This window comes from Curtobacterium pusillum, assembly GCF_013359865.1.
Taxonomy (GTDB): Bacteria; Actinomycetota; Actinomycetes; order Actinomycetales; family Microbacteriaceae; genus Curtobacterium; species Curtobacterium pusillum.
In genome coordinates this window covers 1-12,964 of sequence record NZ_JABMCE010000080.1, presented here as the reverse complement: position 1 = coordinate 12,964, position 12,964 = coordinate 1, and the positions used below count along the sequence as shown (strand labels likewise).

Genomic DNA, 12,964 nt, shown 5'->3' with positions numbered 1-12,964 from the left:
AGTCGCGCGTCGGCACCTACTTGGTGTCACCCGTGCCGGAGACGTCCGGTGCCACGAGCTCCTGCGTCGTCTGCTCGGTGAGCCCGGAGGTCAGCACGGACGACAGCATCGCCTGCACCCAGTCGACCTTCGGGGTCTGCACGGTGGAGCTCACTGGCGTGCCGGAGTCCGTCGTGGGCGTTCCGTCGCCCTTCGAGTCCTCCGCGCCCATGACGAGGTAACTCTCCTCACCGGGGTACACGTAGAGCAGACGGTCACGCGCCTGGGCCTCGATGTACGCCGGGTCGTCCCAGCGCGCGACGTCCTTCTTCTTCTGCGCGACGTCGGCCTTCTGGCTCGCCACCTCGCGCTGCTGCTCGGCGATCTGCTCCTGCTGCTGGATGAGCGTCCGCAGCGACGGCGCGAGCACGACGACGAAGAGCACGATGATCGCCAGCATGAGGAGGCTGAACCCGGAGAACCGGATCGAGCGGTACCACGGCTGCTCGGACGCGCCGCCCTCGGGCAGGGCCACGGGGACGCGGCGGACGCGGGGCTTCTGGCTTGGCACGGTCCGACGATAACCCGGCCGCGGTCGGTGCGTCGGGTCGGCACGCGGGCCGGGGTGCCTCGCCCGGCAGCCTCTCAGCACGGCATGGAGGCGCGGCGCGGCTCCGCCCCGTCCGTCCCCCGGTGCGGTGGCCGCGCCCGGTCCCGTGCGTCCCGTGGGTCGCGCCCGGCTCGCGTGGGTTGCGCCCGGGTGGCCGAGGCCCGCCCAGGTCGCACGACACGCCGCGCGCAGGTCGCCGAGAGCACACGACACGCCGCGCGCAGGTCGCCGAGATCGCACGAAGTGCCGCCCGAGGCCGCCGAGTGTGACAGATCGTGCGACCTCGGCAGGCACAGGCATGCCGAGGTAGCACGGGTCGCGCCCCGGTGGCCGAGGTCGCCGAGGGTGCACAACACGCCGCGCGCAGGTCGCCGAGATCGCACGAAGTGCCGCCCGAGGCCGCCGAGTGCGACAGATCGTGCGACCTCGGCAGGCGCCGCAGGGCATGTTGCGCGACCTCGCCGGGGGCGAACGGCACGTCGCGCGGCACCGCGGGAGGATTCCGGGACGACGAGACGCCGCCCTCCCGTTCGGGAGGACGGCGTCTCGTGAGGAGCGCTGTTACAGAGCAGCCGCGCGCGGGAAGGCCGAGCGACCGGCGTACACCGCGGCATCGCCGAGCTCTTCCTCGATGCGGAGCAGCTGGTTGTACTTCGCGACGCGGTCCGAGCGGGCCGGGGCGCCGGTCTTGATCTGGCCGCCGTCCACCGCGACCGCGATGTCCGCGATCGTGGTGTCCTCGGTCTCGCCGGAGCGGTGCGAGAGGATCGAGGTGAGGCCGTGGCGGTGGGCGAGCGAGACCGCGTCGAGGGTCTCGGTCAGGGTGCCGATCTGGTTCACCTTGACGAGGATTGAGTTCGCGGCCTTCTCGTCGATGCCCCGCTGCAGGCGCTTCGGGTTCGTGACGAACAGGTCGTCGCCGACGATCTGCACCTTGTCGCCGAGCTCGGCGGTGAGGTGGCTCCAGCCGGCCCAGTCGTCCTCGGCCAGCGGGTCCTCGATCGTGACGAGCGGGTAGTTCGCGACGAGGTCGGCGAAGTACGCGGTGAACTCCTCGCTCGACAGCTGCTTGCCCTCGAAGGAGTACTTGCCGTCGTGGAAGAACTCGGTCGACGCGACGTCGAGGCCGACCGCGATGTCCTTGCCCGGGGTGTAGCCGGCCTTCTCGATCGCGGTCAGCAGGAAGTCGAGCGCCGCGCGGTTCGAGGCGAGCTCCGGCGCGAAGCCGCCCTCGTCGCCGAGGCCGGTCGCGAGGCCCTGCTTCTTCAGCTCGCCCTTGAGGGCGTGGTAGGTCTCGACGCCCCAGCGGAGCGCCTCGGAGAAGGACTCGGCGCCGTAGGGCACGAGGAAGAACTCCTGGATGTCGACGTTGGTGTCGGCGTGCGCACCACCGTTGACGACGTTCATCAGCGGCACCGGCAGGGTGTGCGCGTTCGGGCCACCGAGGTAGCGGAACAGCGGCAGGTCGGCCGAGTCGGCAGCGGCACGGGCGACGGCGAGCGAAGCGCCGAGGATCGCGTTGGCGCCGAGGCGGGACTTGTTCTCGGTGCCGTCGAGCTCGATGAGCGCGGCGTCGACGAGGCGCTGGTCGGTGGCGTCGAAGCCCTCGAGCGCCGGGCCGATCTCGTCGAGGACCGCGTCGACGGCCTTCAGGACGCCCTTGCCGCCGTAGCGGGAAGCGTCTCCGTCACGGAGCTCGTACGCCTCGAACGCACCGGTGGAGGCACCGGAGGGGACGAGCGCGCGGGACACGACGCCGTCGTCGAGGAGGACCTCGACCTCGACCGTCGGGTTGCCTCGGGAATCGAGGACTTCGCGTGCTCCTACGGCATCGATCACGGCCACGGGGTACTCCCTACACGTTCGGTTGTGGTGATTGCGGGATCGATCCTAGCGAGGCGCAGGTGAACACGAGACGTGCGTGACGGACCACTGTGGAGAACTCAGGCCAGCGGGCGGAACTCCACACCCTCGAGCGACTCGGTGTCGGCGTGCACCGAGGCGAACGCGTCGAACCCCTGCGCGACGAGTCCGGCGAGCAGGTTCTTCGTGTTCTTCGTGCGTCGCTCGAGCCGAACACGCCGGTGCCCGTCGAGCGCCTCGGCCTTGAGTGCCGCCAGCCGGACCGGGTCGACGTCCTTGTCGTACACGAGCACGACGGCGTCGGACTCGGCGGACTCCGGCAGGGTCACGAGGTCGACGAGCCGCTCGAAGCCGAGCGAGAACCCGACCGCCGGGACGTCCTGGCCGAGGAACCGGCCGATCATGCCGTCGTACCGACCGCCACCTCCGAGGCTGTAGCCGAAGTCCGGGTGCGCGACCTCGAAGATCGTCCCCGTGTAGTACCCCATGCCGCGCACGAGCGTCGGGTCGAAGCGCAGGTCGACCCCGGGAAGCGCCGATCGGAGGCGGAGCAGGTCGTCGAACGCTTCGGCATCGAGCCACACTGCGCCTTCGACGGAGTCCCAGTCGGCGGACTCGAGCGCGCGGATGGTGTCCTCGAGCCCGGGCAGCTCGGCGCCGATCGTGTCGCGGAGTTCCGCCGCCACACCATCGGGTCCGATCTTGTCCAGCTTGTCGATCGTGATGAGTGCCCGATCAGCGGTGGCCGGCTCGGTGATCCCCCACGTGGCGAGGAGCGTCAGCAGGATCCGGCGGTCGTTGATCCGGATGGTCGTGCCGGTGATCCCGAGTGCGTCCAGGGCCGCCGTGGTCGCGCGGATGAGTTCGATCTCGGCGAGCTGCCCGGGTTCGCCGAGGATGTCGATGTCGCACTGCACGAACTGGCGGTAGCGGCCCTTCTGGGGGCGTTCCGCACGCCACACCGGAGCGATCTGCACCGAGCGGAACACCGACGGCAGCTCGGCGCGGTGCGAGGCGTAGAACCGGGCGAGCGGCACCGTGAGGTCGAAACGGAGCCCGAGGTCGGCGAGGTCGAGCGGTGCCTCAGCGCGCTGCAGGTCCTCGGTGGAGAGCCCTCGCTTCATGACCGCGAACGCCAGCTTCTCGTTGTCGCCGCCCAGCCCGGAGTGCAAGCGTGCGGCGTCCTCGACCACCGGGGTCTCGATCTCGTCGAAGCCGTGCCGCGTGTACACGCCGCGGATCACGCCGAGCACGTGCTCGCGCCGGGCCTTGTCGGCCGGGAGGAAGTCACGCATGCCACGGGGAGCCGTCACGGTCGAAGCCATACGACGATTCTGGCAGATCGGCTTCCTCGGCTTGCGCACTCGCCTGTCTGCTGATATTCTGAATCCAGAACCTCGGTCCGGCGGATGCCTGATCCATCCGCCGGACCGATCGCGTGGGCAACGTGCTGCAGTGTGCCCCGCGGTTCGGGCGGGATTCCCTGTCGGCACCTCATCCCTGGTGGTGTCGGCTGCCCGCTCGCGGGCGTCCTCCTTTTTTCGGGTTGGGAGGACGCCCGCATTCTCCGTCCACCCGCACCGCGGCCGGCGCAAGGCCGGACCAGGGGTGACTCACTCGCCCGCGCGACCAGCAGCCTCCAGCCCGGCGACCGCTGCACGAAGACTCGCGATCGGGTCGATGCCCGCCTTCCGCGCCTCCGCGATCGTCGCGAGCACCTCGGTCCCCCACGTCGCGTCGACCGAACCGGACCCGGAACCGGAACCCGAACCCGAACCCGAGACGGCACCGGAGCCGGCAACCACGACCGACGCGACGACCGCGTCGGCGTCCCCACGCTCCTCCAGGCGCTCCAGCAGCTTCACCGCACGCTCGAGCGGCGGCATCGCGTGCGGGACCCCGTCGAAGGCGCTCACCCGCGACGACTTCTCGGCCGCCTTCGCCGCGCGCCAGACCCGCACGACGTCCTCCACCGTGTCCGCCCGCTCGTCGCCGAACACGTGCGGGTGGCGGCGGACCATCTTGTCCCGGGCGTCGGCCGCGACGTCCTCGAGGTCGAACGACTCCGCCAGCCCCGCGTGGAGGACCACCTGGTAGAGCACGTCGCCGAGTTCCTCCCGGAGCTCACCGTCGTCCCCGGAGTCGATCGCGTCGACGAGTTCGTAGGACTCCTCCACCGCGTACCGCGCCAGCGACGCATGGGTCTGCGACCGGTTCCACACGCATCCTCCGGACGGGTCGAGCAGACGGTCGACGACGGCGACGAGGTCCGAGACAGCGGTCATGCGGTCATCGTGCCACGCTCCGCCACCTCGACCGTGGCTGCGCGCGGCCGGTATGCTGGACGTGGCGTGTCGGGAAGTCTGGTCGACGGACCATCAGCCGACCCCGATCGACGGAGTTCCATGTCCGCACTCGTCCGTTCCCCGCGGTTCAGCGCCATCGCCCTGCTGACCGCAGCCGTCCTCGGTCTCGTGGTCGCGAACTCGCCGCTCGGCCCCGGCCTCGAGCACGCCCTGCACGTGCACGCCCCGTGGGGCGCGGTCGGCCTCGACCTCTCGGTGTCGCACTGGATCAGCGACGGCCTGCTCGCGGTGTTCTTCCTGCTCGTCGCGATCGAGCTGAAGCACGAGCTCGTCGCTGGGGAGCTGTCGAACCCGAAGACCGCGGTGATCCCCGCGATCGCGGCGGTCGGCGGCGTCGTCGTCCCGGCCGGCATCTACCTCGCGGTGACCGCCGGCACCGCGTACGGTCACGGCTGGCCGATCCCGACCGCGACGGACATCGCCTTCGCCCTCGGCGTCCTCGCGATGTTCGGCCGCGGTCTGCCCTCGACGCTCCGGGTGTTCCTGCTGGCCCTGGCGGTGCTCGACGACCTCATCGCGATCGTCATCATCGCTGTGGTCTTCGCGCACGGCACGGACTTCCTCGCGCTCGGCGGGGCGACGGTGCTCCTCGTGGTCTTCTGGCTGCTCGGCAGGATGCTCCGCCCCGGGCGCACGGGCCAGGTCTGGATCATCGTCGCGATGGTCGCCGTCGGCCTCCTGACGTGGTGGCTGGTCTACCACTCGGGCGTGCACGCGACCATCGCCGGCGTGGCGCTGGGTCTCGTGCTGCCCCGCCGCCCGGGGCACACCCTGCACGAGAACGTCGAGCCGTGGTCGAACGCGATCGTGCTGCCCGTGTTCGCCTTCGCGTCGGCAGCCGTGGTCGTCCCCAGTGTCGGCATCGGCGAGCTCTCCCCGACGTTCTGGGCGGTCGTCCTCGCGCTGCCGGTCGGCAAGGTGATCGGCATCACGCTGTTCGGGTCGATCGCCACGCGGGTGTTCCGTGCGCCGGGTCGTTCCACGCTGTCGTTCGGGTCGATCGTCACGGTCGGGGTGCTCGGCGGCATCGGGTTCACGGTGTCGCTGCTCATGAACGAGTTGGCGTTCGCGCGGAACGAGGAGATCCTCGACGAGGGAGTCCTGGCGGTCCTGGTCGGCTCCGGCATCGCGATCGTCGCGTCGGCCGTGGTGGTGAGCCTCCGGGCGCACCGGTACCGCGCCCGCCGCGAGCTCTCCGAGGCCGAAGCGACCGAGTAGCCCGGCCGGGCCCCGCGGCATCCCCGCGCGCGCATCCAGCCGCGTCAGGCTGCGGACGTCTCCGCCGGCGCCTTCGACGCCCCGTACACGGCCGTCAGGATGCTCTCCACCCACTGGATGAGCGCCTCGTCCGGCAGCGTCTCGCCGTGCGGCTTGGGCAGCGGGATGCTCGCGGCGTCCTGCTGCGGGAACCACCGCGCGCCCGGGAACATCCGCTTGAGCCGGACCTGCGCCGAGTCCGCGAGCTCCTTGCCCGCGACGCGCAGGTTCGAGCCCATGACCACGACGTCGGAGAGCCCGACCTGCTGCGCCATCCGCCGGAGCCGTGACACCTCGACCAGGGTGAGCACGGCCTGCGGCGGCTGCCCGTACCGGTCGGTGAGCTCGTCGAGGACCATGTCGATGCCCTCGGCCTGCGCCGCCGGGGCCGAGGCCGCCGAGAGCTTCTGGTACGCCTCGAGCCGGAGCCGTTCGGACTCGACGTAGTCCTCGGGGATGTGGGCGTCGACGGGGATCTCGAGCCGGAGTTCGGTCTGCCCCTCGGCGACGTCCCCGCGGAACTGCGAGACGGCTTCGCCGATCATGCGGAGGTACAGGTCGAACCCGACGCCGGCGATGTGCCCGGACTGTTCGCCGCCGAGCAGGTTGCCGGCGCCGCGGAGCTCGAGGTCCTTCATGGCGACCTGCATGCCGGCGCCGAGCTCGTTGTTCGCGGCGATCGTCTCGAGGCGGTCCTGCGCGGTCTCGGACAGCGGCTTGTCGGCGTCGTAGAGGAAGTACGCGTACCCGCGCTCCCGGCCACGACCGACACGTCCGCGCAGCTGGTGCAGCTGCGACAGGCCGTACTTGTCGGCCTTGTCGATGATGAGCGTGTTCGCGTTCGCGATGTCGAGCCCGGTCTCCACGATGGTGGTGGACACGAGGACGTCGAAGCGACGCTCCCAGAAGTCGACCATGACCTGCTCGAGCGTGCCCTCCGACATCTGCCCGTGCGCAACGGCGATCCGTGCATCGGGGACGATCTCGGCCAGGTGCGCCGCGACCGATTGGATGTCTTTGACGCGGTTGTGCACGTAGAACACCTGGCCCTCGCGCAGGAGTTCGCGGCGGATGGCGGCGGCGACCTGCAGGTCGGACTGGGGACCGACGAACGTGAGGATCGGGTGGCGGTCCTCGGGCGGGGTGGCGAGCGTGGACATCTCGCGGATGCCGGTCACCGCCATCTCGAGGGACCGCGGGATCGGCGTCGCGGACATCGCCAGGACGTCGACGTTCGTCTTGAGCTTCTTCAGCTGGTCCTTGTGCTCGACGCCGAACCGCTGTTCCTCGTCGATGATGACGAGCCCGACGTCCTTGAACTGGATGTTCTGCGACAGGATCCGGTGCGTGCCGATGACGATGTCGACGGTGCCGTCGGCGAGTCCGGCGATGGTCTCCTTCGACTCCTTCTCGGTCTGGAACCGGCTCAGGGCGCGGAGGTGCACCGGGAAGCCCGCGAAGCGCTCCTGGAAGGTCTCCATGTGCTGGCGGACGAGCAGGGTCGTGGGCACGAGCACGGCGACCTGCTTGCCGTCCTGCACGGCCTTGAACGCGGCACGGATCGCGACCTCGGTCTTGCCGTAGCCGACGTCGCCGGAGAGCAGGCGGTCCATCGGGATCGGCCGTTCCATGTCGCGCTTGATCTCGTCGATGGTGGTGAGCTGATCGGCGGTCTCGGCGAACGGGAACGCCTCTTCCAGCTCGCGCTGCCACGGGGTGTCCGGGCCGAACGCGTGCCCCTTCGACGCCATCCGCGCCGAGTACAGCTTCACGAGGTCGACGGCGATGTCACGGACGGCCTTGCGCGCCTTCGACTTCGCGGACGCCCAGTCCGAGCCGCCCATCTTCGACAGGGCAGGCGACTCTCCGCCGACGTACCGGGAGAGCTGGTCCAGCTGGTCGGTCGGCACGAAGAGCTTGTCGCCCGGGTACCCGCGCTTCGACGGCGCGTACTCGAGCACGAGGTACTCGCGCTGCGTCTTCACCGCGTTGCGGCCGCCCGAGCTGACCTCGCGCGAGACCAGCTCGACGAACTTGCCGATGCCGTGCGTGGCGTGCACGACGACGTCGCCCGGCTTGAGCTGCAGCGGGTCGACGACGTTCTTCCGCCGGCTCGCGAGCTTCTTCACCGTGCGGGCGCCCTGCTGGACGCTGCGGCCGTAGAACTCGGCCTCGCTGAGGACGGCGATGCGCGGCTCCGGGGTGGCGAAGCCGTGTTCGACGGTCGCGGTGGTCACGACGGCGACGCCGGGTTCGGGAGGCGCGGTGAGGGCTTCGGCACGGGCTGCGACCCCGGCGTCGGCGAGCACCTGCACCGCTCGCTCGACCAGTCCCTGACCCTGGGCGGTCACCACGACGGCCCATCCGTCGTCGGTGAGCTGCTTCACGTGCGCGATCGCCCCGTCCGCGCTGCCGGCGAAACTCGGGATCGCCTCCGCCCGGACGCGGATGTACTCCCCCGCCTCGGCCGCGGCTTCGGCGTCGGTGAGCACGCGCTCCCCGTCGCCCTCGTCGAGCCCGGAGTCGAACGGCGAGACCGTCCACCAGGTGCGCCGCCCCCGGCCGTTCTTCAGCTGCTGCACCGTGAGGAAGTTGCCGGCGTCGAGGTCGATCGGCGCCTGCGCCCCGGCGACCGCTGCACTCCACGCCGCCTGGAGGAACTCGGTGTTCGTCTCGGCGAGGCTGTGCGCGCGGCCGCTCACCCGCTCCGGCGAGAACACCGCGATGATCGAGTCGTCGGGCAGGTAGTTCGTCACCGGCACGAGGTCCTGCACGAGTGCGGGCGCGAGGGACTCCATGCCCTCGACCGGGATGCCCTCGGCGATCTTCGCGAGCATCTGGGACAGGTTCGGGAACTCATGGAGCATCTCCCGCGCCCGCTGCCGGACGTCGTCGCTCAGCAGGAGTTCGCGCGACGCAGTGAGCTCGACCGACCCGAGGTCCTCGTCGGTGGTGCGCTGGTCGGCGACGGAGAAGGCCTTGATCGCCTCGATCTCGTCGCCGAAGAAGTCGACGCGGACGGGGTGGTCGGCGGTCGGCGGGAAGACGTCGAGGATGCCACCGCGGACGGCGAACTCGCCACGGCGGGTGACCAGGTCGACCCGGGCGTACGCCATGTCCACGAGCTGCCCGGCGATGGTCCCGAGGTCGTTACCGCGGGAGTCGGTGCGGAGGGCGATCGGCGCGAGGGACGTGAGGTTGCCGGCGATGGGCTGCAGCGCCGCACGGACGCTCGCCACCACCACGGTCGTGCGGCGCTCGGCGGCGGGGGCGTCCTTCCACGCGGCGAGCTTCCGGAGCGTGGCGATGCGGGTGCCGACCGTCTGCGCGCTCGGGCTGAGGCGCTCGTGCGGCAGGGTCTCCCACGCGGGGAACTCGAGGACCTCGGCATCGGGCAGGTAGCTGCCGATCGAACCGCGGACCGCTTCGGCCTCGCGCCCCGTCGCGGTGATCACGAAGACGCACTGCGGGCCGTTCCGCTCGGCGAGCAGCGCGCCGAGGAGCGGCACGCGGAGACCGTCGACCACGGAGAAGTCGGCGTCCCGAGGTGCGGCACGGAGGACGCGATCGAACGCGGAGGCGCGCCAGAGCGCAGGGATGATGCCCGAGATCGTCACTCAGGACATGGTACCGGCGACGTCCGACAGCGGCTGCGGAGTCCGCGACCCGCGAACGGGACCGGCGGGGCGGGAGCGGGCCGCGCCTCCAGGCCGACGACCATGCGCCGGGCGCGCGCCGTCAGGACGGGGCGTGGATGCGCTGCTGCGCGGCGAGGAGCCCGAGGTCCGCGATCGCCTCGACCGCGTCGGCGCCGTCGGACAGCAGGTTCGGGAGCGTCTTCTTCTCGGTCGGCGAGAAGTCGCGCAGCACGTAGTCGGCGGGGTCCTGACGTCCCGGAGGCCGGCCGATGCCGATGCGCACGCGGGTGAACTCGTTCGTCCCCGTCGCCTTGATGATGTCGCGGAGGCCGTTGTGCCCGCCGTGACCGCCGTTGCCCTTGAGACGGACGGTGTCGAACGGCAGGTCCAGCTCGTCGTGCACGACGACGAGGTCGGCCGGGGTGGCGCCGTAGAACCCGAGCACGCTCGAGACCGGTCCGCCCGAGGTGTTCATGAACGACCCCGGTTTGGCGAGCACCAGGCGGGGTCCCCCGGGTACCAGGCGCCCCTCGGCGACCTGGTTCGGGGTCTTGTGCTTCTTGAACGTCGTGCCCATGCGGGCCGCGAGTTCGTCGAGGACCATCTGGCCGACGTTGTGACGGTTGCCCGCGTAGCCGGGCCCGGGGTTCCCGAGCCCGACCACGACGAGCACGCTGCTGTTCATCAGCACTGCGCCTTCAGCGTCGACCAGATGTCCGCGAAGGAGTGTTACTCGGAGTCGCTCGACTCGGCGCCGGCCTCGGCACCCGCCTCGGCGGAGGCCTCGTCGGCGGCGTCGTCGTCGGCGGTGCCACGCGGGGTGACGATCGAGACGACGAGGGTGTCCCCCTCGGTCTCGAGCTCGGCGCCGGCCGGGAGCTTGACATCGGCGGCGCGGACCTGCGCGCCGTCTTCGAGGCCCTCGACGTTCACGACGACGTGCTCGGGGATGTCGGTCGCCTCGACGAGGAGCGACAGGGTCGACTCGTCCTGGACGTGGATCGTGCCGGAGAACGACTCGCCCTCGACGACGACGGGCACGGAGACCGTGACCTTCTCGCCGCGACGGACGACCACGAGGTCGATGTGCTCGATGACCTGGCGCACCGGGTCGCGCTGGACGTCCTTGACGAGGGCGAGCTGGGCCGCACCCTCGATGTCGAGGTCGACGATCGCGTTCGCGTGACGGACGAGCAGCATGGTCTCGTGGCCCGGGAGGGTGATGTGCTGCGGCTCCGTGCCGTGGCCGTAGACGACCGCGGGGATCTTGTCGTTCGCACGGATCTTGCGGGCAGCGCCCTTGCCGAACTTGGTGCGGACTTCCGCTGCGAGCTTGGTGTAGTCGGCCATGGTGCCTCCTGGTCTCGGGGACGACACCGGGGTGCCGGCATCGTGGGGGTCTGTGGTGTTGCAACTCGAACGCGTGCACGCGTGAGGAACGCTCCCAGGACTGGGCCGGGTCTCCCACTGCGTCGATCACGGCCGCGCGCAGGCGCGGCCCTCGCCGAAGTCAGTCACCGAGTCTAGCAGCACCGGTTCGGGCGTGTCGCACCGTGCTCGTCGTCGAGTTCTCCGGCTCGGCAGGCGCGGAATCCGGACAGGGAGTACACGAGTGCCATGACAACCGCTCGCGAGATCATGTCGGACGACCTGTTCACGGTCCTCCCCACCTCGACCGTCCTCGAGGTCGCACAGCTCCTCAAGGCGCACCGCGTCGGAGCGCTCCCCGTCGTCGACGACCACCAGCGCCTGATCGGGACCGTCACCGATCGCGACCTCGTCGTGTTCGCCATCGCCGCCGGTGCGCAGCCGGACGACCCGATCGAGAAGTACGGGGTGCGGCACGAGGTGTTCACCGTCGCACCGACCGCGACGCTCGAGGACGTCCAGGAGCTCATGGGCGAGAAGCAGGTCCGGCGGTTGCCGGTGGTCGACGGGGAGACCCTGCTCGGAGTGATCAGCCTGGCCGACGTCGCGAAGGCCGCCGATGCGCCCGCGGTCGGCGCGACGACGGAACAGATCTCGCTCTAGCGGTCAGGCACGGCCGCGCCGGGCCTTCCGTGCCGCGGTGAAGGCGTCGCGAGCACGGTCGCTCTCGGCTTCCGCGTCGTCGCGGGCGCGTTCGAGTCGTTCGACGTCCGCGACGGCGACGGCGAGGTCGCGCTCGAGGGCCGCGCGACGCTCCTCGGCGGCCTCGAGGTCGTTCTCCGCGGCGTCGAGCGCCGCGTCGGCCTCGCGGCTGGCCGTGCGTGCATCGGCTTCCGCCTCCCGCGCGGCACGACGTTCGGCGGCGGGGTCGACCTCCGGTTCCGGGGAGCGCTCTCGTCCCGGCTCGCGGGTGCGCTTCGGGGCGCGTTCGGTCCGCGGTCGCCGTTCGGGCGGACTGGAGGCGCGGCTCGCCTTCCGCGCGCGTCTCCCCTCCTCGATGGGGATCGGCGGCGCGTCGGTTCCGGACCAGGCGTCGGGAACCGCATCCGGATCCGCGAGGGCGCCGTCGAGGTCGACGTCGTCGAACCCCGCGCTCTCGAGCGGACGGACGAGGAGCCCCGAGCAGACGGCGGCACCCGCGTGCGGATCCGCCATGGCCGCCTCGATCGTCGCGCGGACCTGGTCGAGCACGGCCGGGGTCGCCGGGTGGCCGGCGTCGGAGGCGAGGTCCGCTCCGGCCTGTGCGAGTGCGTCCACCACACTGGCGCGCTGCTGCCGGAGCTTCCGGATCGCACCAGGGTCGGCGTTCGCCTGTGCCTCGCGGATGGCGGGCCCGAGGTCGACGGCTTCGTCGAGCGCGCCCTCGTTCGCCAGGAGGTCGATGACCCACGCTGCCGGCGCGGGTTTCCGGAGCTTCCCGATCGCCGCCGCGAGGTCCCGGTCGTCCTTCCGCGCGGATCGCTGCCGCGCGGTTCGTTCGGCGACGAAGTCCGCGGGCGCGACGAGGAGCAGTTCCCTCGCCACGTCCGCGAACTCCATGCGGCCCAGCTTGCCCGCTACCAGTCGTGGACGGTGCCGTCGGCGAGTCGGTTGAAGGGCAGGTACGCCTGCTCGTACGGGTACTTGCCCGCCTCGTCGACGTCGAGACTCACCCCGAGGCCGGGCTCATCGCCGGGATGCAAGTACCCGTCCGTGAACGTGAACGACTGCCGGAACACCTGGTTCGTGCGATCCCCGTGCTGCATGTACTCCTGGATCCCGAAGTTGTGGATCGCGAGCCCGAGGTGCATCTGCGCCGCGAGCCCCACCGGCGAGATGTCCGT

11 protein-coding genes are annotated in these 12,964 nt (G+C 71.0%); 2 read left to right on the top strand and 9 right to left on the bottom strand.

Annotated features, from left to right (window positions below):
• Positions 1-16: 16 nt before the first annotated feature.
• The 4 genes from HP507_RS11080 to HP507_RS11065 all read right to left on the bottom strand — a co-directional run bounded on the left by HP507_RS11080 (position 17) and on the right by HP507_RS11065 (position 4,737).
• The gene (locus HP507_RS11080; protein ID WP_175351852.1) at positions 17-550 is read right to left on the bottom strand and encodes an FtsB family cell division protein; all 534 of its coding nucleotides are present in this window, start codon (positions 548-550) and stop codon (positions 17-19) included.
• 600 nt (positions 551-1,150) lie between these two features.
• Positions 1,151-2,434, bottom strand: a complete 1,284-nt coding sequence (gene eno / locus HP507_RS11075; protein ID WP_175351851.1) for a phosphopyruvate hydratase — start codon at positions 2,432-2,434, stop codon at positions 1,151-1,153.
• A 98-nt stretch (positions 2,435-2,532) separates the two neighbouring features.
• The gene (gene hisS / locus HP507_RS11070) at positions 2,533-3,777 is read right to left on the bottom strand and encodes a histidine--tRNA ligase (protein WP_175351850.1); all 1,245 of its coding nucleotides are present in this window, start codon (positions 3,775-3,777) and stop codon (positions 2,533-2,535) included.
• A 288-nt stretch (positions 3,778-4,065) separates the two neighbouring features.
• On the bottom strand, positions 4,066-4,737 hold the full coding sequence (locus HP507_RS11065; protein ID WP_175351849.1) for a MazG nucleotide pyrophosphohydrolase domain-containing protein: 672 nt from the start codon (positions 4,735-4,737) through the stop codon (positions 4,066-4,068).
• 120 nt (positions 4,738-4,857) lie between these two features.
• On the opposite strand from HP507_RS11065, the gene nhaA reads away from it, so the two are divergent.
• Positions 4,858-6,036 (top strand): Na+/H+ antiporter NhaA, encoded by a 1,179-nt coding sequence (nhaA, locus tag HP507_RS11060; protein WP_175351848.1) that lies wholly within the window; start codon positions 4,858-4,860, stop codon positions 6,034-6,036.
• A 44-nt stretch (positions 6,037-6,080) separates the two neighbouring features.
• On the opposite strand, the gene mfd is transcribed toward nhaA, so the two are convergent.
• The 3 genes from mfd to HP507_RS11045 all read right to left on the bottom strand — a co-directional run bounded on the left by mfd (position 6,081) and on the right by HP507_RS11045 (position 11,063).
• Positions 6,081-9,692 (bottom strand): transcription-repair coupling factor, encoded by a 3,612-nt coding sequence (mfd, locus tag HP507_RS11055; protein ID WP_175351847.1) that lies wholly within the window; start codon positions 9,690-9,692, stop codon positions 6,081-6,083.
• 121 nt (positions 9,693-9,813) lie between these two features.
• The gene (gene pth, locus HP507_RS11050; protein ID WP_175351846.1) at positions 9,814-10,398 is read right to left on the bottom strand and encodes an aminoacyl-tRNA hydrolase; all 585 of its coding nucleotides are present in this window, start codon (positions 10,396-10,398) and stop codon (positions 9,814-9,816) included.
• 44 nt (positions 10,399-10,442) lie between these two features.
• Positions 10,443-11,063, bottom strand: a complete 621-nt coding sequence (locus HP507_RS11045; RefSeq protein WP_175351845.1) for a 50S ribosomal protein L25/general stress protein Ctc — start codon at positions 11,061-11,063, stop codon at positions 10,443-10,445.
• A gap of 267 nt (positions 11,064-11,330) precedes the next feature.
• Here HP507_RS11045 and HP507_RS11040 point away from each other — a divergent pair, with 267 nt between their 5' ends.
• Positions 11,331-11,744, top strand: a complete 414-nt coding sequence (locus HP507_RS11040) for a CBS domain-containing protein (RefSeq protein WP_175351844.1) — start codon at positions 11,331-11,333, stop codon at positions 11,742-11,744.
• Between the two features lie 3 nt (positions 11,745-11,747).
• Here the strand turns inward: HP507_RS11040 and HP507_RS11035 are convergent, their stop codons facing one another.
• Both HP507_RS11035 and HP507_RS11030 read right to left on the bottom strand, forming a co-directional pair.
• Positions 11,748-12,680 (bottom strand): hypothetical protein, encoded by a 933-nt coding sequence (locus HP507_RS11035; protein WP_175351843.1) that lies wholly within the window; start codon positions 12,678-12,680, stop codon positions 11,748-11,750.
• A gap of 17 nt (positions 12,681-12,697) precedes the next feature.
• The coding region (locus HP507_RS11030; protein WP_277355489.1) for an enolase C-terminal domain-like protein at positions 12,698-12,964 on the bottom strand (267 nt) is incomplete at its 5' end.